The organism is Bradyrhizobium viridifuturi, from assembly GCF_001238275.1.
GTDB lineage: Bacteria > Pseudomonadota > Alphaproteobacteria > Rhizobiales > Xanthobacteraceae > Bradyrhizobium > Bradyrhizobium viridifuturi.
Genome location: NZ_LGTB01000035.1, coordinates 36,399 through 55,076 on the forward strand (window position 1 = coordinate 36,399; position 18,678 = coordinate 55,076).

Consider the following 18,678-nt stretch of genomic DNA (forward strand, 5'->3'; position numbering starts at 1 on the left):
CGCTGTTCTCAACGGCGTGGCTTATTTCTCCGTCGCAGGTTCGCACATGACTCACGCGGCGTGGCGGCGATCGAATTCGGCGTGCTGGTTCCGCTGCTCTCGCTGATGGTGGTTTCGGTGACCGATATCGGCCTTGCGATCTACCGCAAGATGCAGGTGGAGGGCTCGTCGCAGGCGGGCCTCGAATATGCCATCGCGCATGGGTTCGACGCCAATGCGATCTCGACGGCCGTGGCGGCTGCGACGAACTCCAGTGTGATCAGCGCCTCGCCTGTTCCGATCAAATTCTGCGGCTGCGCGACCAACTCGGGCGTCAGCAGCATGACCTGCGGCGGAACGTGTCCCGGAGGCGGAACGGCGGGTACATACACCATCGTCTCTGCGCAAGGCAGCTACTCGACCATCATCAACTATCAGATCGTTCCGAACAGCTATGTGATCAGCACGCAGTCGACGGCGAGGTTGCAGTGAAACGCGCATTCTGGCGTGACCGGAGCGGCGCGTCGGCACTGGAATTCGGCCTGATCGCGCCGCTCTTCTTCGCGTTCCTGTTCGGTGTGATCGAGTTCGGGCTATTGATGTGGACGCAGGTGGGAATGCAGCACGCTGTGGCGGTCACGGCGCGATGCGCCAGCGTCAACCCCGCGCTTTGTCCGACCGACAACCCGAGCGCAATCGCCGCTTACGCAACCCAGCAGGCGTTTGGACTGAGCTTGCCGTCGTCGACGTTCAGCTACAGCGCCGCGGCGTGCGGCAGCCAGGTGAGCGCAAATTATCAATTCCAGTTTCCCCAGATCCTCAATCTGGCTCCGTTCACGCTGACGGCGGCAGCCTGCTTTCCTGCCTAGAGCAGGATCCAAAAAATCGGCGCCCCGTGGGGCGCCGATATGGTGGCCGAGGCCGTCCGGCCAGCCCGGTCACGATGGGCCGGGGCAGGCCTTGGGTGCGCGGCGGTCAGAACCGCTCTGCGTCTTCATTCAGCTTGAGGGCCTCGACGCCCTCTTCGCGAACCGCCTGGAGGCTGCGCGGGTCGAGGTCGAGCGCACGCAGGATCGTCGGAGCGATCTGGGTGGTGAAGGTAGTCTCCTCGTTCGTCCTCGCATGCTTGATGCGAGACGAGGAGACCAGCAGCAGGACATTGCGATCGTCCTTGGAGAAGCCGCCATGCTCGGCGAGCTTGCTGCCGCCCGTGCAGATGACGCCATGGTCGGTGATGGCGATGAAGTCCGGCACCCGGCTGTTGTGGAACGGATCTTCGTAGAGCTTGGTCAACTCGTCGCGGTCGAGCAGCTTCTGGATATGCAGATCGGCGGCGTGAGCCAGAATATAGGCCTTGGCGTCGGCATAATAGGGATTGCCGGTCGCCGGGTTGGTCGCCTGTTGCAGCTCCGGCGACAACCAGACCAGCGCCTCGTCATCGCAGATCTCGAAGCCGTTGGCGCCGAAACCGGGCGCCTTGCTGTACAGGGCATCCGAGATCGCCACGCGATCCGCGAGGTTGATCGGCGACTGGCCATGCTTGGCGCTGACGATGATCAGCGTCGAATCGTAGAGGTTTTGCGCCTTGAGCTCGTTGACGAACTTACCGAGTGCGTCGTCCACGAATTGGAACTGCAGCGTGAGCGCATTGCCCGGCGTCGCGTTGGCGTCGGCGTATCCGCCGACCAGCGACTTGTCGCTGTCCGCGTGGCCGGCCTTGGCGAGCTTCTGGCCGACGCTGACCGCCTGGAAGTTCATGCCGAAGATCGCCGGGACCGGCTGACGCTGCGTTCGCGTGCCGTCGTAGCCGTCGATCCAGTTCAGTACCGCCTTCACCTTCAGCGAATCGTATGAACGAACGCCAGTGTAGCTGGTGGTGTAGTCGTCGCCGGGCTGGGCGCCTATGTCGATCGTGTCCTGCGAATTGATCTCCGGCGTGAAGAGCTCGTCGAGGCCCTTGCCCGACGGGCCGGCGAGGTCCTCATAGGCCGGATGCTTGTCGGACCACGCCGTGCGCCTTCCGGCCTGCTTGATGACCTCGAAGATCGTGTTGGTGCGCACGTAGTCGTGCGGAAAGGCCGGGACGCACTGGCCATTCACCAGCCTGCGCTGCATGTGGTCGGGATCGAGCTGCGTATAGACCTGACCGAGCGTGCCGCCGGCGGTGTAGTCGGCGACCAGTCCGCTGGAATAATCAAAGGTCTTGTCGAGCGCCTCGAAGTTGGTCAGCTCGGTTCCTGCCGGGCTCACGCAGCCGGGGTCGTTGAGGCCCTGGCTGGTGTAGAAGGCCTTGGCCGGATACTCGGTGCGATCATAGCTGTCGTCATAGAACAGGCCGCCGCCCTTCGGCGTGGCGCCGGTGACCTGCGCGAGCATGCCCGGATAGCTGTCGGACGGAGCGGTGGTGTAGGCGTTCGGATAGACGACGCCCTTGCCGGTGAGTTGAGCGAAGTTGCCGCCGGGACGGCTTTCGACCCAACGCTTCAAGTCGACGGCGTGCATGCCGTCGACGCTGATCAGCAGGACATGCTTGTAGCCGTGTCGCTGCGAATGCCCGTCGTCATCATCGGCATGCGCGACAGCGACGCCGCAAGCGAGCATGGCCGCCGCGATCGCGGCAGTCGACGAGAAATAGTCACGAAAACCACTCATGAGTTCGCCCCTCTCTGTTTCCGGTAGGATTGGATTCGCCTGCGCTGGCCGCGACAACTTGTCGCGGCCAGTTGACGGTGGGATGACGCTTTCGTGCGAGTTCGATGACCGTGGCCGGGGCCGACCACTATCCAATGTTCGCGGAATTTGATCGCGGCGGCTGCCGGCTCCTTTGCATGGGGTTGTTTTCGATATTTTTACCGGGAGCCGGCGGACGAGGTCACCCGGACCGAGCGGCTTCGCGCAAATGCCGCTCGATCGTGGCGTCGACCTCGTCGGGATGGTCCACTTGGGGCAGGTGGCCGGCGCCGGCAATGATGGCCAGCCGGCAATCGAGCAACGCCGCGAGATCCGTCATCGGCTGCACCAGCAACTGGTCGTTTGCGCCTACGATCATCGTCAGCGGCACCTGCAGCGTCCTCACGCCATCGAGATAGGCGAGCGACTGGATGGCGCGGGCACAGCCGACGAAACCTTCCGGATTGGTCTCGTTGATGCAGTCGAGCAGTGCGGTGGCGATCGCCGGATGCGCATCGAGAAAGGCGCCTCCGAACCAGCGCTCCGCAGTCGGCGCCGCCAGCGGCGCAATGCCCCGCGCCTGCACCAGCGCGATGCGGTCGTCCCATGCGACGGCGAACGGCGGCGGCGCATCGGCCCTTGCTGCGATCACGCACAGGCTGAGGAGACGGCCCGGATGGCGCACGCCGAGGCCGAACGCCGTCATGCCGCCCTGCGAGACGCCGATCACGTGCGCCCGCGCGATGCTGAAATGATCAAGCACGGCGATCGCATCCGCGACCAGATCATCCATGGCATAGGGCCCGCGCGGCGCCTCGGATTGTCCGTGACCCCGGCTGTCGAGCGCGAGCACACGATGGCCGCGAGCGGCAAGCGCGAGGGCCTGGCGGTGCCAGATCGCGCTGCTGGTCAGGATCGAATGGCACAGCAGCGCCGGCGCGCCGTGCTCCGCTCCGCCGACACGGACGCTAAGCCGTCCGTGCGGCCCCTGCACATCGTGCCGGACAAAGTCCTGCCATGCGGCGGTTACGATCGGGGCCACCTCAGTCGACAAGGCCCATCTCCGCGAACACGTCCTTGGCGATGCGGAAGCTGTCGAGCCCGGCGGGCATGCCGCAATAGACCGCGATCTGCAGGAACACCTCGCGCAGCTCGGTCTTGCTCAGCCCGTTGTTGAGCGCGCCGCGGATATGCACCTTCAGCTCGTGCGGCCGGTTGAGCGCGGCGATCATGCCGAGGTTGAGCAGGCTGCGGCTGCGCTTGTCGAGGTCGGGGCGATTCCAGATCTCATCCCAGCAATATTCGGTGGCGAGCTTCTGGATCGGCCAGTTGAAATCGTCGGCCGACTTCAGCGAGCGCTCGACATAGGCGTCGCCAAGCACGGTGCGGCGGGTCTGCAGGCCGCGTTCGAACTTCTCGCCGCGGGGGTTTGCGTCGGTCATCATTGTCTCCATTTCGACTTGCGGTTACGCCAGTGCCGGCTCGGCAAGCGGCGTGGTCCAGGCGTCGTAGCCGTAGACCCAGTCCGGATCGGTCGGGTTCTTGAGCCAGGTGTTGGTGCGCGAACTCGCCTGCACGCGCGAGGTTCTGGGCTTGCGGGTCGCCTCGAAGCGGCGGAAGGCCTCGGTGACGCCGTCGCGTTCGACGCCACTGAGGCAGCGCGACAGCACCGCCGCGTCCTCGATCGCCATTGCCGCGCCCTGCGCCATGTAAGGCGTCATCGGATGGCAGGCGTCGCCGAGCAGCGTGATATTGCCCTCGCTCCAGCGCGGCAGCGGGTCGCGATCGACCAGCGCCCATTTGTGCACCGACGGGCAAGCCTCCAGCACCTTGCGGACCTGGGGATGGAAGCCCTCGAACGCCTTGCGCAGTTCGTTGACGTCGCCGGTCGCCGACCAGGATTCCACGGTGAAGCCGGGCTCCGGCTGGCTGGTGACGAAGTAGACCTCGCTGCGATCGGGCTTGACGTAATAGATGACGATGTGGCGATCCGGCCCCCACCATTTGGTGCAGTCGTCGATCGGATAGCCGTTGAGCAGCGATGCCGGGAACACGGTGCGGTAGGCGATGCGACCGGTGAAGTTTGGCTCATCGCGGCCGAACAGCCGCTCCTTGACAAAGGAATGCACGCCGTCGGCGGCGACCACGGCATCCACGATTGTGGCATGGCCGTTGGCGAAGGTCAGCGCCACCGCGCTGTCGGCGCGATGTTCGATTGCGGTCAGCTTGTGATCGAGGCGGATGAGGTTGCCGGGCACGGCGCTGGCGAGTGCCGCATGCAGGTCGCCGCGATGTCCGAGCAGATAGGGCGTGCCATAGCGCTCCTCGGCGGACGGCCCGAACACCATGTCGAAGCGCACCTCGCCGGTGTCGTATTCCTTGTTGTTCCAGGAGCGCGGATAGAACGCCTCGCGGCGCAGCATCGGCTCGAGGTCCCACGCCCGCATCACCTTCATGGCGTTGCAGCCGATCTGGATGCCGGCGCCGAGCCGGGTGAAGCGCTGGGCCTGTTCGTACACCGTGACATCGATGCCTGCGCGGCTCAGCGCCGCGGCCGAGGCCAGTCCGCCCATGCCGGCGCCGATCACCGCCACCGAAAGTCTGCTCATTGTCGTTCCTCACAGCTAGCGCCGGTTGACGGACCGGCTTCCCCGTCCTTGTCGGCCAAAGGGGAGGCGCCCGCAAACGAGTAATGCTGACGGAGCGTGAGGTGGGCTCACGCGGCCGGCACCGGCCTGTGAGCTGAGGTCACGCTGCCTGAGCTTAACTCGTTTGCGCTTCGCGCCATCGCCCGCCAACGTCGCGCCGCTGCTGCAACGGCGCGTCTGCCGACGCTGCCTGCTGCGCGGCCAACATCAAGACTTCCGAGGATCGCCGCCCATGTCCACGATCACCAATGACGGTGCTGCCCGTCTCGACGTCGCAGCAGCCCCCTGGCATACGCGTCTCTATGTCCAGGTGCTGATCGGCATCGCGCTCGGCGTGCTGGTCGGCTATCTCTGGCCGGATGCTGGCGCGGCGCTGAAGCCGCTCGGCGACGCGCTGATCAAGATGATCAAGATGGCGATCGCGCCGATCGTCTTCCTCACCGTGGTGCACGGCATTGCGAGCCTCGGCGACATGCGCAAGGCCGGACGGATTGGCGTCAAGACCCTGATCTATTTCGAGGTGGCCACCACGGCGGCGCTGATCCTCGGCCTGATCGTGATCAATCTGGCACGGCCCGGCGCCGGCATGCACGTCTCGCCGGAATCGCTGGATTCCCGGCTTGTCGCTTCCTACGTCACGCAATCGCACGAGCAGACCGTGGTCGGCTTCCTGATCAACGTGATCCCGTCGACGATCGGTGGTGCGTTCACCAGCGGCGACACGCTGCAGGTGCTGTTTTTTGCGGTGCTGTTCGGCATCGCCCTGCAACGCTATGGCGAGAACGGCAAGCCGGTGCTGGTGGCGATCGAGAAGCTGTCGAAGATCCTGTTCATCCTGATCGGCATGATCATGCGGATCGCGCCGATTGGCGCATTCGGCGCCATGGCCTTCACCATCGGCAAATATGGCGTCGGCTCGATCGTCGCGCTGTCGCACTTCATGCTGGTATTCTATCTCACCTGCGTGCTGTTCGTGGTCCTCGGGCTCGGCATCGTCTCGCGTCTTGCGGGTTTCAGCATCTTCAAGCTGATCCGTTATCTCCGCGAAGAGCTGCTGCTGGTGCTCGGGCTGTCGGGTTCGGAATCGGTGATGCCGCGCTTCATCGACAAGATGAAGGCCGCCGGCTGCGCCGAATCGACCGTCGGCCTCGTGATCCCGACCGGCTACACCTTCAATCTCGACGGCACCTGCATCTATCTGACCATGGCTGCCGTATTCCTCGCCCAGGCCACCGACACGCCGATGTCGCTCGTGCAGCAGATCGGTCTCGTCGTGGTGTGCCTGCTGACGTCGAAGGGCGCGGCTGCCGTGCCGGGCAGCGGCTTCATCGTGCTCGCTGCGACGCTGGGCTCGATCGGCCATGTGCCGGTGGCAAGCATCGCGCTGCTGCTCGGCATCGACCGCTTCATGTCGGAGGCGCGTGCGCTGACCAACTTCATCGGAACCGCGGTCGCGACCGTGGTGGTGGCGCGCTGGGAAGGTGACCTCGACCGCGCCCAATTCGTCCGCGCCCTCGACAATCCGGACGCCGCGACGCTATCCTCCTGAGCCTTCCGGAGAGGCGACAGGATCATGAGAAAGTTGCCACCGCTCAACGCGGTGCGAACATTCGAGGCGGCCGCACGGCATGTCAGTTTCACCAAGGCCGCCGAAGAGCTGCTCGTGACCCATGGCGCCGTCAGCCGCCAGGTCGCGCTTCTGGAGGACTGGTTCGGCGTCAAGCTGTTTCGCCGCGCGCCTTCGCAACTGACGCTGACCGCGGCCGGGCAGATCTATTATCGCGAGGTCACGGCGATTCTCGATCGCCTCGCGCTCGCCTCGATGGACATGAAGCAGTACGGCTCGCCGTCGGTGCTGCGCGTCAGTGCACCGCCGACCTTTGCGATGCGCTGGCTGATCCGCCGCATCGCCTCGTTTCAGCGCATGCGCGCCGATGTCGAGCTGCGACTGTTGACCTCGATCGGGCCGCTCAACGTCAACGACCGCTCGTTCGACGTCGCGATCCGCGGCAATGTCGGCGAGCCGGTCGGCTGGATGTCGCAGCACTTCATGACCGAGCTGATCGCGCCAGTCTGCCATGTCGACCTGCTGACGCGCGGGCGGCTCGCTACCCCGGATGACCTGCGGCATCACACCCTCATCACCTATCTGACCGAGCCCTATGATTGGCCGCGCTGGCTGGCGCAGGCCGGCGGCGAGATGAGCGCGGATCAGGAGACGCTGCGGTTCGAGCAGATGTTCTTCGCGCTGCAGGCAACGATCGAGCGCATCGGCATCGGGCTGTTTCCGCTGTTCCTGGTGATCGACGAATTGATGGCCGGCCAGCTCTGCCTGCCGTTCGGCGATCTCGGATTGCGCAAGCGCGAGTACCGCTCGTTCTATCTCGCCGACAATGAAAGCGCCGGCGCGATCGCCGACTTCACCGCATGGCTCGCCGACGCCGGGCGCGAGACCGAGCAATTCATGATGGATTGGGGCGCGTCGAAGGGCTGGAGCTTCTAGCCAGGCGGCTCTATGACAGCATCAGGGGGAACGCGCATGCCCAACATGTCTCGCCGGCCATTCCTGCAATTCGCGCTCGGTGCCGCGACGCTGCCGCTGGCTTTGCGCGGCGCGGGCGCGAAACCATGGCGCGCCCGATCACCATGATCGTGCCGTTCGCCGCCGGCGGCCGACCGATGTGCTGGCGCGGATCCTCGCCGAATACATGCGCAACGCGGTCGGCCATCCCGTCATCATCGAAAATATCACCGGCGCTTCCGGCACCGTGGCGGGGCTGCGCGCCTCGCGTGCGGCGCCAGACGGATCAACGATCACGATCGGACATTGGGGCACGCATTGCCTCAATGGCGCGGTCTATCAGCTGCAGTATGACGTGCGCGAGTTCGCGCCGGTCGCGCTGATCGCGAGCGGGCCGCAGCTCATCATCGGCCGCCCGGATCTGCCCGCGAAGAATCTCAAGGAGCTGATCGCCTGGCTCAAGGCGAATGGCGACAAGGCGACGGCAGGCACCGCAGGTCCCGGATCGGGCGCGCATGTCGCCGGCGTGTTCTTTCAGCAGTTGACGAACACGAACTTCTCTTTCGTGCCTTATCGCGGCGCCGGTCCCGCGCTGAACGATCTGATGGCCGGGCATATCGACATCATGTTCGATCAGGCCTCCAACTCGCTGCCGCAAGTGGGCAGCGGAACCGTGAAGGCCTTCGCGGTGACGGCGCCGTCACGGCTTGCATCGGCTCCCGATATTCCAACGGTCGATGAAGCCGGATTGCCGGGGCTCTACATCGCCTATTGGCACGGCATCTGGGCACCGAAGGGCACACCCGCCGATATCGTGTCGACGCTGTCGAAGGCTGTCATGTCGGCGCTCGCCGAACCCGCCGTCAGGCAACGTTTCGCCGAACTCGGGCAGGAGATCCCGCCGCCGGACAAACAGGCCCCCGCCGCGCTGCGCGACCATCAGGCCGCCGAGATCGAGAAATGGTGGCCGATCGTCAAGTCGGCCAACATTAAGGCGGAATAGATTCCGCCACGACATTCCGTAAGCTCGAAAGCGGACCGGGATCAGCGGTATCCCCTGCCGTTTCAAACTTTTGGCGTAGGTCGAAGGTCAGGCGTCTCTGTCATCCCATCGTCATCGGCGTTCGGAAAAACGGTGCCGCCGTTAACGAGTGCATCGAGTGCGCGAGACCTCTCGCCTTTCTACGGAGATCAACATGAAATTCGTCAAGTCGATCGTGGCCGCCGGTCTGGTGGTCATGGCTACGCCCAGCTTCGCAGCCGACATCACCGGTGCCGGTTCGACCTTCATCTTCCCTGTGCTGTCCAAGTGGGCTGACGCCTACAAGAAGGATGCCGGCAGCAGCGTGAACTACCAGCGATCGGCTCGGGTGCCGGCATCAAGCAGATCGAAGCCAATACCGTGACCTTCGGTGCGACCGACGCGCCGCTGAAGTCCGACCAGCTGCAGAAGGACGGCCTTGCGCAGTGGCCGATGATCATGGGCGCGATCGTGCCGGTGGTGAACCTCGAAGGCGTGAAGGCCGGCGATCTGGTGCTCGACGGTCCGACGCTTGCCAACATCTTCCTCGGCAAGATCACCAAATGGGATGATGCGGCGATCAAGAAGCTTAACCCGAAGGCCAAGCTGCCGTCCGAAGCGATCGCGGTCGTGCATCGCGCCGACGGTTCGGGAACGACCTTCAACTTCACCGACTATCTGAGCAAGGTCAGCCCGGACTGGAAGAGCAAGGTCGGTTCCGGCACCGCCGTCGAGTGGCCGGTCGGCGTCGGCGCCAAGGGCAACGAAGGCGTCGCGGGCAACATCGCGCAGGCCAAGAACTCGATCGGTTACGTCGAATATGCCTATGCCAAGCAGAACAAGCTGACCTACACCGCCTTGATCAACAAGGCCGGCAAGACCATCCAGCCGACCAACGAAGCGTTCCAGGCGGCTGCGTCGAATGCCGACTGGACCAACGCGCCCGGCTACTACCTGATCCTGACCGACCAGCCGGGCGACAAGTCCTGGCCGATCGTCGCATCGACCTTCATCCTGTTGCACAAGGACGGGAGCGACAAGGCGGCCTCGAAGGAAGCGCTCAAGTTCTTCAAGTTTGCCTTCGAGAAGGGTGCCAAGAGCGCCGAGGAGCTCGACTACATCCCGATGCCCGACAGCGTCGTGAAGCAGATCGAGAAGACCTGGGCTGCCGACGTGAAGAGCTGAGACGCTCCTGCAGGCACGCGCAATCGCAAGAGCCGGCGTCGATCGACGCCGGCTCTTTTGTTTGGCCAGCGTGACCTCACGCGGGCGCGCGGAATGCAAATTTGCTCCGGGTTTCGCGTAATGGGCTGAGATAAAAGGGTTTTCTGCCGGAGATTCGTTGCGCGTGTCCCCTTGAATAGTCAGATCTTGTCCATATATGTCCAACTGAACATATATGGACAAGATGGCCGAGACGAGCAAAACACCGACCGCGCCGGTCGCCCGGCCCAAGGGGCGCCGCAGCAAGGACATGCCTGACGGCCGTCAGGCGCTGCTGATTGCGGCAACCGAGGCCTTTGCCGCCCAAGGCTTCGACGGCGCCGACCTGCGCAGCGTCGCGGCGGCGGCGGGGGTCGCGCCGAATCTCGTGCGCGTCCATTTCGGCAACAAGGCCGCGCTTTGGGAGGCCTGCCTAGAGCGCATCGTCGTGCTTGCGATGCCGGTGATGGCCGAGGTGCATGCGATCGCGACCGACACGAGCCGGTCGCTCGGCGACCGGCTGCGCGATCTCATCGTCAAGGTCGCGACGTTCTATGCCGCGCATCCGCAGGTGAGGAATTTCGTGGTTCGCCATGGCGCGGAAGCGCCTGAGCGCTCCACGCTGGTGACCGAAAAGCTGCTGCGTCCGGCCTATGAGAGCGCGCGCGAGCTTTTCCAGGCCGGCATCGCGGCAGGCATCATCCGCAGCAGCCATCCGGCGCTGTTCTTTGCCTTGCTCAATGCGGCGCTCAACCAGCCGCCGGCCTTTCCGATGCTGCTCAGCCGGTTCGCGCCCGAGATCGATCCCGCGACGGCCTGGACCGAACTGCTCGACACCACGATCGCAACCCTTCTGCATCTTCCGCCGTCGCAAGCCGACGGCGAATCCGCCGCCGGCAATGGCCGCAAACCGCAGTCGTGACATCCGGTCTCGACGACACTTCAACTGCCAGTGAGAGAGTGATCCATGAAACTTCGCCTTGCCCTCGTGTTTGTCGCTGCAACGATCGCGTCAGCCATGACGCCCGCCCTGGCTCAGTCCGGACCGGACGAATCGATGCAGCGTCAGGCGTGCATGGGCGACGCAGTCCGCCTGTGCGGCGCCTACATTCCGAACCGCAGCAGAATCAGGGATTGCATGGCCGCCCAGGTCGAGCAGCTCAGCCCGTCATGCCGCGCGGTGTTCGATGCATCCATGCAGACCGAGCGAGCGCCGTCAGCCCGGCGTTGATCGGCATCGCTCGACTGAAAGTCGGCCCCGAATGCCGAAACGGCGGATGCCAGCCAAGGCATCCGCCGTCATGGCAGGGCTGGCAATTTGCAAAACTTGCATTGGAAATCATTGCCCCGTTCGTCGGTGCGAATCTCGAAATCCTCCGAGACCCGCACGATTCGATTGCGGAAGGGACCGATCTCGCACAGCTCGGCGTACCCCGTGCGCGGGCACTTCGGGCAGCGCAAAATCTCGGTCCAGCGGGACTTGGCCATGAAATGATCCTGCGAACGCGGGGCGTCATTGTCCGTGATCCGGCCCGATGAAAATTTGATTCAGCTCAAATTGGGCTCGCGGATCCCCGGGTCTTCTCGAGCCTCCACCTGCTCGAGCTTCGGCGGCGCACATTTGCAGTTGTGTTCGTCGGCGCCTCACAGCCTGGGGGAGCGTTGCCAAACGGCCACCTGTTTCAAATCCGTGAAAACACCCCCTTCCGTTAACCTTTGGTTAACCATGCGGGCCGATTGTTAACCATTCGACAAGACAACCGAGTCAGGGGCGATGGACGCAACTCAACAGGTCGCACGTCAGCAGGTCCGCATGCGCGGGCGCTCCTATGTTGCGTTCGTTTTCTCGCCGGTGGTGCCTGTCGTGTCCTGGCTCGCCGAGATCGACGCGACGCTGGAGAAGTCTCCGGGCTTCTTCACCGGTAAACCTGTCGTGCTCGACCTCTCGGCGGTCGACCTCAGCCAGGCCGCGATCGCGCATCTGATCGGCAGCCTCGGTGAACGCAATATCCGGATTCTCGGTATCGAGGGCGTCGACGAATCGAAGCTCGGGGCCAACATGCCGCCGCTTCTGACCGGCGGCCGCGCCTGCGCGATCACCCATGTCGAGCCGAAGGCGCCGCCGGCGCAGGAAAAAAACAAGGACAAAAGCAAGCTGCCGTCGCTGCTGCTGGAGAGCCCGGTGCGCTCCGGCCAGTCGATCGTGTTCGCCGAGGGCGATGTCACCGTGCTCGGCTCGGTCGGCTCCGGCGCCGAGATCGTCGCCGGCGGTTCGATCCATGTCTACGGCACGCTGCGCGGCCGTGCGATGGCCGGCATCAACGGCAACTCGGCGGCGCGGATCTTCTGCCAGAGGATCGAGGCCGAGCTGCTCGCCATCGACGGTTACTACCAGACCGCGGATGACATTTCCGACAGCCTGCGCAACCGGCCCGCCCAGGCGTGGCTCGAGGGCGAAATGCTGCGCATCACACCATTGAACTGACCGACTGACTACAAGGAGAGAGAGAATGGCCAAGGTTTTGGTCGTGACGTCTGGGAAGGGCGGGGTCGGCAAGACGACCTCAACCGCCGCGCTCGGCGCGGCGCTCGCGCAATTGGGCCAGAACGTCGTCGTCATCGATTTTGACGTCGGCCTGCGCAACCTCGATCTGGTGATGGGCGCGGAACGGCGGGTCGTGTTCGATCTGATCAACGTGGTGCAGGGCGTCGCCAAGCTGCCGCAGGCGCTGATCCGCGACAAGCGGCTGGAAAACCTCTGGCTGCTTCCGGCGTCGCAGACCCGCGACAAGGATGCGCTGACCGAAGAGGGCGTCAAGCGCGTGATCGCCGACCTCAAGACCAAGTTCGACTGGATCCTGTGCGACAGCCCGGCCGGCATCGAACGCGGCGCCACGCTGGCGATGCGCTACGCCGACGAGGCCATCATCGTCACCAATCCGGAAGTGTCGTCGGTGCGCGACTCCGATCGCATCATCGGCATGCTGGACTCCAAGACGGTCCGCGCCGAGCGAGGCGAGCGGGTCGAGAAGCATCTGCTGGTCACCCGGTATGATGCCGGCCGCGCCGCGCGCGGCGAGATGCTGTCGATCGACGATATCCTGGAGATCCTTGCGACGCCGCTGCTCGGCATCGTCCCGGAAAGCCAGGACGTGCTGCGCGCCTCCAATGTCGGCTGCCCGGTCACGCTGAACGCTGCCAACAGCGCGCCGGCGCGGGCCTATACCGACGCGGTGCGCCGCCTGATGGGCGAGGCGGTCGAGATGGTGGTGCCGGTCGAGCGCAAGGGGCTGATGGACAGGCTTCTGCGACGGAGGGCGGCATGATGAACGTAATGCGGCTGTTCGGCGGCCGCGCTGCATCGGCGCCCGTCGCGCGGGAGCGGTTGCAGATCCTGCTGTCGCATGAGCGCGGCCGGAGCGGTGCGCCCGATCTTCTGGAGACGCTTCGCTCGGAAATCCTGAGCGTGGTGTCCAAGCATATCGACGTCGATCCCGACAAGGTCGTGGTCCGGATGGATCGCGGCAAGTTCGTCTCGATGCTCGAGGTCGACATCGAGGTTCCCAACGGCGTGCAACGATCAAAGATGGTGGCAGCCACATGACGGCAGACAGCAACAGTCACATTGCCTGGCAGCGCGCGCAGCTGAAGAAGCTGCGCGCGGCGCTGAAGCAGATCGAGGTCGATCAGCTCGGCAAGGCCAATTGCGGCCGCGCGACGCAGATGACGATCGACGAATTGCAGCGTAAGATCGGCGAGTCCGGTCGCTGCATCGCCGAGTACGAGCGCCGCACCCGCCGCCCGCTGGCGACGGATCTCGGTAGCCTCGCCAGCGTCAGCTGGACGCACTGGAACGCCAATTTGCCGATGGCCAAGTCGCCGCGCCATCGCGCGTGAGCTGACCATCCAGCCTGTCGTCATTGCGAGGCGCGACAGCGACGAAGCAATCCATGCTTCAACGTGTGCGGCACGATGGATTGCTTCGCGGAGCCTGTCATCGGGGGCGCGTTCGCGCGACCCGTTGACTCGCAATGACGTGGAGAGGTCGGCTGCTTACAGCAAGAACGCCAGTGCGCTTTCGCACTGGTCCTCGACCTTGAGCGTGAGCAGCTCGTCGGCGCGGGTGCGGCCGAGGTTGACGGCGGCGATCGGCAGGCCGCGCTGCTCCGCCATCCGGACGAAGCGAAAGCCGGAATAGACCATCAGCGAGGAGCCGACGACGAGCAAGGCGTCGGCCTGCTCGAGATGCGCCTGCGCGGACGCAACGGTATCGCGCGGCACGTTCTCGCCGAAGAACACCACATCGGGTTTCAGCACGCCGCCGCAGGCCTCGCAGGCCGGCACCACGAATGACGAAAAATCCTGTTCGAGATCGGCATCGCCATCGGGCGCGTCAGTGGCATCGAGCGCGAGCCAGGCAGGGTTCAGCCGCGCCAGCTCGCCCTGAAACTGCTCACGCGGGGTCGTGGCGCCGCAGCCGAGGCAGCGCACCACGTCGAGCCGGCCGTGCAGGTCGATCACGCGCTCGCTGCCGGCGGCCTGGTGCAAGCGGTCGACGTTCTGGGTCAACAGCAGCTCGCAGCGGCCTTGCTGTTCGAGCTTCGCCAGTGCGCGATGCGCCCCGTTCGGCATCGCGCGGCCGAACCGTCGCCAACCGACCATGCTGCGCGCCCAGTAGCGCTGCCGCGTTGCCGCCTCGCCCAGAAATGCCTGGATGGTGACCGGCCGGGTCCGCTTCCAGTTGCCGTCGCTGTCGCGATAATCGGGAATGCCGGAATTGGTGCTGCAGCCGGCCCCGGTCAGGACAAACAGGCGCTGGTGGCCGGCGACGAAATCCTCAAGGGCGGGGTGTTGCATGCGAGCACATCTAGTGCGGCGCGTCGCTTGCGCCAGATGTCGGGCCTGCCGCGCGCGGGACGTTCACGCGGCCCCTGCAATGGCGGCATGGCATCGGTGAAATGGTGTTGCGGCGCTTGCCCGGGGTGTTCCGGCCTACCGTGCCGGCAGGATGAACACCTGGCCGGGATAGATCAAATTCGGATTGCGGATCTGCTGCGAGTTGGCCCGATAGATCACCGCGTAGCGCTGGCCGGCGCCAAATGCGCGTTGGCTGATCCGCCACAGGCTGTCGCCGCGGCTCACGGTGGTCGTCGTGATCTTCGGCACGATCACCGCTGAGGGGGAGCTCACGTCAGATGCGGTGGCAGCCGCCGCGGCCGCGAGCTGTGGCGTGGCCACGCCTGCACGCGTGGACGACGCTGCGGGCGCCGGGATCGATGCCGTGGTCGTCGTGTCCTGGACGTTGAACGGCACCTCGGCACGCGCGCGGACCTTGCCGGATCCGGGGTCGACCTCGTCGAGCCGGATCTGGTAGTCGCCCGCCGTCACGCCCTTGTTGATGGTGACCGAGAGGTGCCCTGCCTGGTCGGCCGCAGCCGACGTGATCAAGCTGCCGTTCAGATAGAGCCGGACGGTCGCACCGGGAGCTGCCTGGCCGCTCACATGGAGCTTGCCACCCGGTTCGGCCTCGACCGCCTCGATCGCCACCTTCCCGGCAACAGACGCTGCGGCCGGGGGTTGCGACAGCACCTTGACCGGCTTGTCGGGCGCCATCAGCGCCACCATCGGCCGCTCCCTTGCCGCAGCCTCGAGCGCCACCGCCACACTCTGCTTCGAGGTGACCTGCTTGCCGTCACGCGTCATGCGCAGCGTCAGGTCGTGGTTTCCCGGTGGGAGCGGGCGCGGCACCATGACGAACTGGCCGGACTTGTCCGCCACGGCGCGATCGTGCACCTCGCCATTGCGCAGCAATTCCACCGTTGCGCCCGGTACTGCCCTGCCGGCGACCACGGTCTCGCCGGTCGGCTCGACATTGACGACGTCGAACTGCGGCAGTGCATCGCCGCCGGGTGCCGGCGACGGACCAGCGAGCGCGTCGGTCAGGGCCGCTGTCTCGGTTTGTGCCTTCGCCAGCGCAGTCTGGCGCTGGTCCTGTGCGGAAGCGGCCGGCGCGGATGGTGCTGTCGCCATCAGAGGCGTGTTCGCGCCCAGAATCAGCTGGGTTCGGTGGATGCCGAACACGAATGCCGCCGTGCCGCCGGCGGCTAGTGCCAGCAACGGTACAACCAGTTTCATCGCCGTGGCGTTCATGACCGTCATCCGCGGATCAACGTCCCCGCGCGTCCGCGCGCGCCACCCCGCAGCCGGTGAAGGGTTAAGAGAGACTGCGCCCCTTTGTGCACGCCATCAAGTCGGATGAAAGGATTACTCACCTCGGGCACGGGGCCGACCGGGCAGTTCACCGCCATTCCACGAAATTGACGGCAAGTGCTGCAGCGCCCACAAGGACCAGGCTGACCGCCCAGACCGTCTCCAGATTGAACCAGCTCCGCGCGACGAATTTGACGCCGAGGTAGCGATAGACCAGCCATGCCAGCAGGCCGCCGGCAGCGAGCATGGCGGCGGTGTGGACGAGCGCGACCAGAAGCGCCATCGCGAGATTCTGATCGATCACGCGTTGCGCCGCCGCGTGGCCATCATGCGCTGATGACGTCGCACAGAGGCCGAGATAGATCGGCAGCAGCATCAGCCCTGCGCCATGCGCAATCGCCACCGCGAACGACCAGAGCGCCAGTCTGGTTGGCGGTATCCGCGCCAGCGCGCGCGGGTGACGGCGAATGACGAGACGCGTGAGGCCGAAGCCGATGATGATGATGGCAGCTGCGATCTGGATCGGGCGCTGCCATTCCGCCAGCGCGATCAGCAGCGCAAACGGCAGCAGCACGAGCAGCATCGCCGCAAGGTGGCCGGTCGACAGCGGCAGCAGCGCGCCGACGACGGCGCGCGGGGATTTGTCCATCAGCCCCGCGGAGACCGCGAGCGGCCAGCCCATGCCCGGGTTGATCCCGTGATAGAGGCCGCTTGCGATGATCGCGAGCCACAGCCAGATCGCCGTCGTATCGACGTCACTCATACCGACGGATAGCAGAACGAATCCGTCGAACAGTCACCGCCTTCGAGGCGGATCTGATGCGGGCGATAGCCCTCCGGGAAATCGACGAAATAGTCCTTGGCGAGCTCCAGCCCGCCGTTGGCGCCGACATTGGCCATGACCTCGGCGCCCGGCATTCCGTCGGGATAGAACTGGTCGTCCCAGGTCGAATACAGCGAGTTGGTCCAGTACACCCGCTTGCCGTCGCGGCTGATCTCGACCATCTGCGGGCCGCCGGCAAACGCCTTGCCGTTCGGATGCGGCGTGCGGCGCGCGATGCCGCCGATATGCACCGACCCTGCAAGCTTCGGCTTCCTTGGATCGCGGACGTCGTATTGGCGCATTTCGCCGGTGCCCCAGCAGGAGACGTAGAGGAAGCGGTCGTCCATCGACAGGTCGATATCGGTCACCAGCGGCGGCACGGCGCCGAAGCCCTGCAACAGCGGCGGCAGCTTCTCCTTCGGCGCCGGCTCGGGCGGGATGGTCGCGGTCTTCTCGGCGTGGAATTTTCCGCCGTCGCGCCACCAGGTCCAGATCGAGGCTTCGAGGTTGGTGGTGTCGACGACGACGCCGACAAAGCCGTATTCGCGGATCGGATCGTGCGCAGGCCTGACCTCGAGCGCCATCTGGTGATTGGCGCCGAGGTCGATGGTCTGCACGTTGCGCCGCGCGCGCAGATCCCAGAAGTGCAGCCGGTGACCGTATTTGTTCGACAGCAGGTCCTCAGGCACGATGCCGTTCTCGAATTGCGGCGGCAGCGCCCACTCGCTTGACACCATGTAGTCGCGCGGCAGATTCCACCAGAAATCATAGTGCAGCGTCTGCGGTCCGCGGTCGATCTCCCAGCGGCCGAGCACGTCGAAGGTCTCGCAATCCATGATGAAGATGCCGGGCGGGCCTTGCGTGCCGTCCTTGCCGCCGCCGCCGAGGGTGGAGACGTAAATGCCGTCCGGGCCGCAATGGATCGTGTGCGGCCGCGAGTAGCCGGTCTTCTTGAACACTTCCTCCGGCTCGATGATCTTGTGGATCTTGGCCTCGAGCGGCGAGGGTTTGGTGTCGATGATGTAGATGCGCGACGATCGCAGGCCGGGAATGATGAGATAGCGCCGCTCGATGAACGCATGCCCGGTGAGCGGTGACAATGCGGAGGAGCAGGCGTTCCAGCCGAAGTGATGGAATTCGTCGCCCTTGTTCGGCATCGTCACGGTATGGACGATCTTGCCATAGGTCTTGGAGCCGGGCTTGACGTCGATCACCGCGAGCGCATCGGGCTTCTTGAAGTCGGGGCTGAGCAGCAGCGTATAGGCGTACTGCTCCGGCGGCGCCTCCATCGCAAGCTTGGGCGAGGCGTGAAACGTGGGGTCGGGTCGCATCGTCATGACGTACTCCCGGTTTTGTCGGCTTGTTACCAACGTCGGGCCGTTCGCAGCGTTGCAATGGTCTGAATGGGGCGGCCTGGCACTCCGCTGGACGCGAGGTTGGCTGCGGACAGTCTACGGCATCATGCGCCTCCCGGAAACACGCGCGCACGCCTATGGGCTGTGGCGTTCTGCCACGAATTCGTGAGCCGTATCACACATGGAATTGGGGGGGCCGGCTCTCGCTGCGCGGTCATCCGGTGTCCGCAAGTTGTGAGACAAGACCG

Annotated in this window: 20 protein-coding genes and 1 pseudogene; 12 read left to right on the forward strand and 9 right to left on the reverse strand. The window is 65.0% G+C overall.

Features of this window, described 5'->3' with window-relative positions:
• The first annotated feature begins 60 nt into the window (after positions 1 to 60).
• On the forward strand, positions 61 to 471 hold the full coding sequence (locus tag ALC15_RS28340; RefSeq protein WP_050630129.1) for a TadE/TadG family type IV pilus assembly protein: 411 nt from the start codon (positions 61 to 63) through the stop codon (positions 469 to 471).
• Positions 468 to 848 carry a TadE/TadG family type IV pilus assembly protein gene (locus ALC15_RS28345; protein ID WP_200914701.1) on the forward strand — a complete coding sequence of 127 codons (381 nt, stop codon included), beginning with the start codon at positions 468 to 470 and terminating at the stop codon, positions 846 to 848. The genes ALC15_RS28340 and ALC15_RS28345 overlap by 4 nt, the downstream gene beginning before the upstream one ends.
• Positions 849 to 954: 106 nt before the next feature.
• Here ALC15_RS28345 and ALC15_RS28350 read toward each other — a convergent pair whose 3' ends face one another.
• The 4 genes from ALC15_RS28350 to ALC15_RS28365 all read right to left on the reverse strand — a co-directional run bounded on the left by ALC15_RS28350 (position 955) and on the right by ALC15_RS28365 (position 5,258).
• Positions 955 to 2,631: an alkaline phosphatase family protein gene (locus ALC15_RS28350; RefSeq protein ID WP_050630130.1), complete on the reverse strand. Its 1,677-nt coding sequence runs from the start codon at positions 2,629 to 2,631 to the stop codon at positions 955 to 957.
• A gap of 220 nt (positions 2,632 to 2,851) precedes the next feature.
• Entirely contained in the window at positions 2,852 to 3,703 is an 852-nt protein-coding gene (locus ALC15_RS28355) for an alpha/beta fold hydrolase (protein WP_157860951.1), read from the reverse strand.
• Positions 3,693 to 4,091: a carboxymuconolactone decarboxylase family protein gene (locus ALC15_RS28360; protein ID WP_200914702.1), complete on the reverse strand. Its 399-nt coding sequence runs from the start codon at positions 4,089 to 4,091 to the stop codon at positions 3,693 to 3,695. The genes ALC15_RS28355 and ALC15_RS28360 overlap by 11 nt, the downstream gene beginning before the upstream one ends.
• A 24-nt stretch (positions 4,092 to 4,115) precedes the next feature.
• Positions 4,116 to 5,258: an FAD-dependent monooxygenase gene (locus tag ALC15_RS28365; RefSeq protein ID WP_050630133.1), complete on the reverse strand. Its 1,143-nt coding sequence runs from the start codon at positions 5,256 to 5,258 to the stop codon at positions 4,116 to 4,118.
• 271 nt (positions 5,259 to 5,529) lie between these two features.
• On the opposite strand from ALC15_RS28365, the gene dctA reads away from it, so the two are divergent.
• From dctA to ALC15_RS43555, 6 genes and pseudogenes are all read left to right on the forward strand, one after another.
• Positions 5,530 to 6,846 carry a C4-dicarboxylate transporter DctA gene (gene dctA, locus ALC15_RS28370; RefSeq protein ID WP_094194160.1) on the forward strand — a complete coding sequence of 439 codons (1,317 nt, stop codon included), beginning with the start codon at positions 5,530 to 5,532 and terminating at the stop codon, positions 6,844 to 6,846.
• Between the two features lie 24 nt (positions 6,847 to 6,870).
• Positions 6,871 to 7,800, forward strand: coding sequence for a LysR substrate-binding domain-containing protein (locus tag ALC15_RS28375; protein ID WP_094194161.1), 930 nt, complete (start codon positions 6,871 to 6,873; stop codon positions 7,798 to 7,800).
• Positions 7,801 to 7,879: 79 nt separating this feature from the next.
• Complete coding sequence (locus ALC15_RS28380; protein ID WP_347336320.1) at positions 7,880 to 8,821, forward strand: tripartite tricarboxylate transporter substrate-binding protein; 942 nt, start codon at positions 7,880 to 7,882, stop codon at positions 8,819 to 8,821.
• A gap of 193 nt (positions 8,822 to 9,014) precedes the next feature.
• Positions 9,015 to 10,024 (forward strand): annotated as a pseudogene (pstS, locus tag ALC15_RS28385) (phosphate ABC transporter substrate-binding protein PstS).
• 223 nt (positions 10,025 to 10,247) lie between these two features.
• Entirely contained in the window at positions 10,248 to 10,964 is a 717-nt protein-coding gene (locus ALC15_RS28390) for a TetR/AcrR family transcriptional regulator (RefSeq protein WP_244486304.1), read from the forward strand.
• A 45-nt stretch (positions 10,965 to 11,009) separates the two neighbouring features.
• Positions 11,010 to 11,273 carry a hypothetical protein gene (locus ALC15_RS43555; RefSeq protein ID WP_128089613.1) on the forward strand — a complete coding sequence of 88 codons (264 nt, stop codon included), beginning with the start codon at positions 11,010 to 11,012 and terminating at the stop codon, positions 11,271 to 11,273.
• 68 nt (positions 11,274 to 11,341) lie between these two features.
• Here the strand turns inward: ALC15_RS43555 and ALC15_RS28400 are convergent, their stop codons facing one another.
• Positions 11,342 to 11,530: a hypothetical protein gene (locus tag ALC15_RS28400; RefSeq protein WP_050630136.1), complete on the reverse strand. Its 189-nt coding sequence runs from the start codon at positions 11,528 to 11,530 to the stop codon at positions 11,342 to 11,344.
• 286 nt (positions 11,531 to 11,816) lie between these two features.
• On the opposite strand from ALC15_RS28400, the gene minC reads away from it, so the two are divergent.
• The 4 genes from minC to ALC15_RS28420 are packed head-to-tail and all read left to right on the forward strand — an operon-like array spanning position 11,817 to position 13,939.
• Positions 11,817 to 12,527: a septum site-determining protein MinC gene (gene minC / locus ALC15_RS28405; RefSeq protein ID WP_050630137.1), complete on the forward strand. Its 711-nt coding sequence runs from the start codon at positions 11,817 to 11,819 to the stop codon at positions 12,525 to 12,527.
• A gap of 25 nt (positions 12,528 to 12,552) precedes the next feature.
• Entirely contained in the window at positions 12,553 to 13,368 is an 816-nt protein-coding gene (minD, locus tag ALC15_RS28410) for a septum site-determining protein MinD (protein ID WP_050630138.1), read from the forward strand.
• Complete coding sequence (minE, locus tag ALC15_RS28415) at positions 13,368 to 13,646, forward strand: cell division topological specificity factor MinE (RefSeq protein ID WP_035650796.1); 279 nt, start codon at positions 13,368 to 13,370, stop codon at positions 13,644 to 13,646. Before minD ends, minE begins: the two co-directional genes overlap by 1 nt.
• Positions 13,643 to 13,939, forward strand: coding sequence for a hypothetical protein (locus ALC15_RS28420; RefSeq protein ID WP_050630139.1), 297 nt, complete (start codon positions 13,643 to 13,645; stop codon positions 13,937 to 13,939). Before minE ends, ALC15_RS28420 begins: the two co-directional genes overlap by 4 nt.
• A gap of 156 nt (positions 13,940 to 14,095) precedes the next feature.
• Here the strand turns inward: ALC15_RS28420 and ALC15_RS28425 are convergent, their stop codons facing one another.
• The 4 genes from ALC15_RS28425 to ALC15_RS28440 form a co-directional block, all read right to left on the reverse strand.
• A complete protein-coding gene (locus ALC15_RS28425) occupies positions 14,096 to 14,935 on the reverse strand; it encodes an NAD-dependent protein deacetylase (RefSeq protein WP_283806303.1) in 840 nt (279 codons plus the stop codon).
• A gap of 99 nt (positions 14,936 to 15,034) precedes the next feature.
• Positions 15,035 to 16,201: a LysM peptidoglycan-binding domain-containing protein gene (locus ALC15_RS28430; protein ID WP_050630141.1), complete on the reverse strand. Its 1,167-nt coding sequence runs from the start codon at positions 16,199 to 16,201 to the stop codon at positions 15,035 to 15,037.
• Between the two features lie 139 nt (positions 16,202 to 16,340).
• Entirely contained in the window at positions 16,341 to 17,015 is a 675-nt protein-coding gene (locus ALC15_RS28435; RefSeq protein ID WP_050630142.1) for a hypothetical protein, read from the reverse strand.
• A complete protein-coding gene (locus ALC15_RS28440; RefSeq protein WP_050630143.1) occupies positions 17,012 to 18,412 on the reverse strand; it encodes a selenium-binding protein SBP56-related protein in 1,401 nt (466 codons plus the stop codon). The genes ALC15_RS28435 and ALC15_RS28440 overlap by 4 nt, the downstream gene beginning before the upstream one ends.
• Positions 18,413 to 18,678 lie beyond the last annotated feature (266 nt).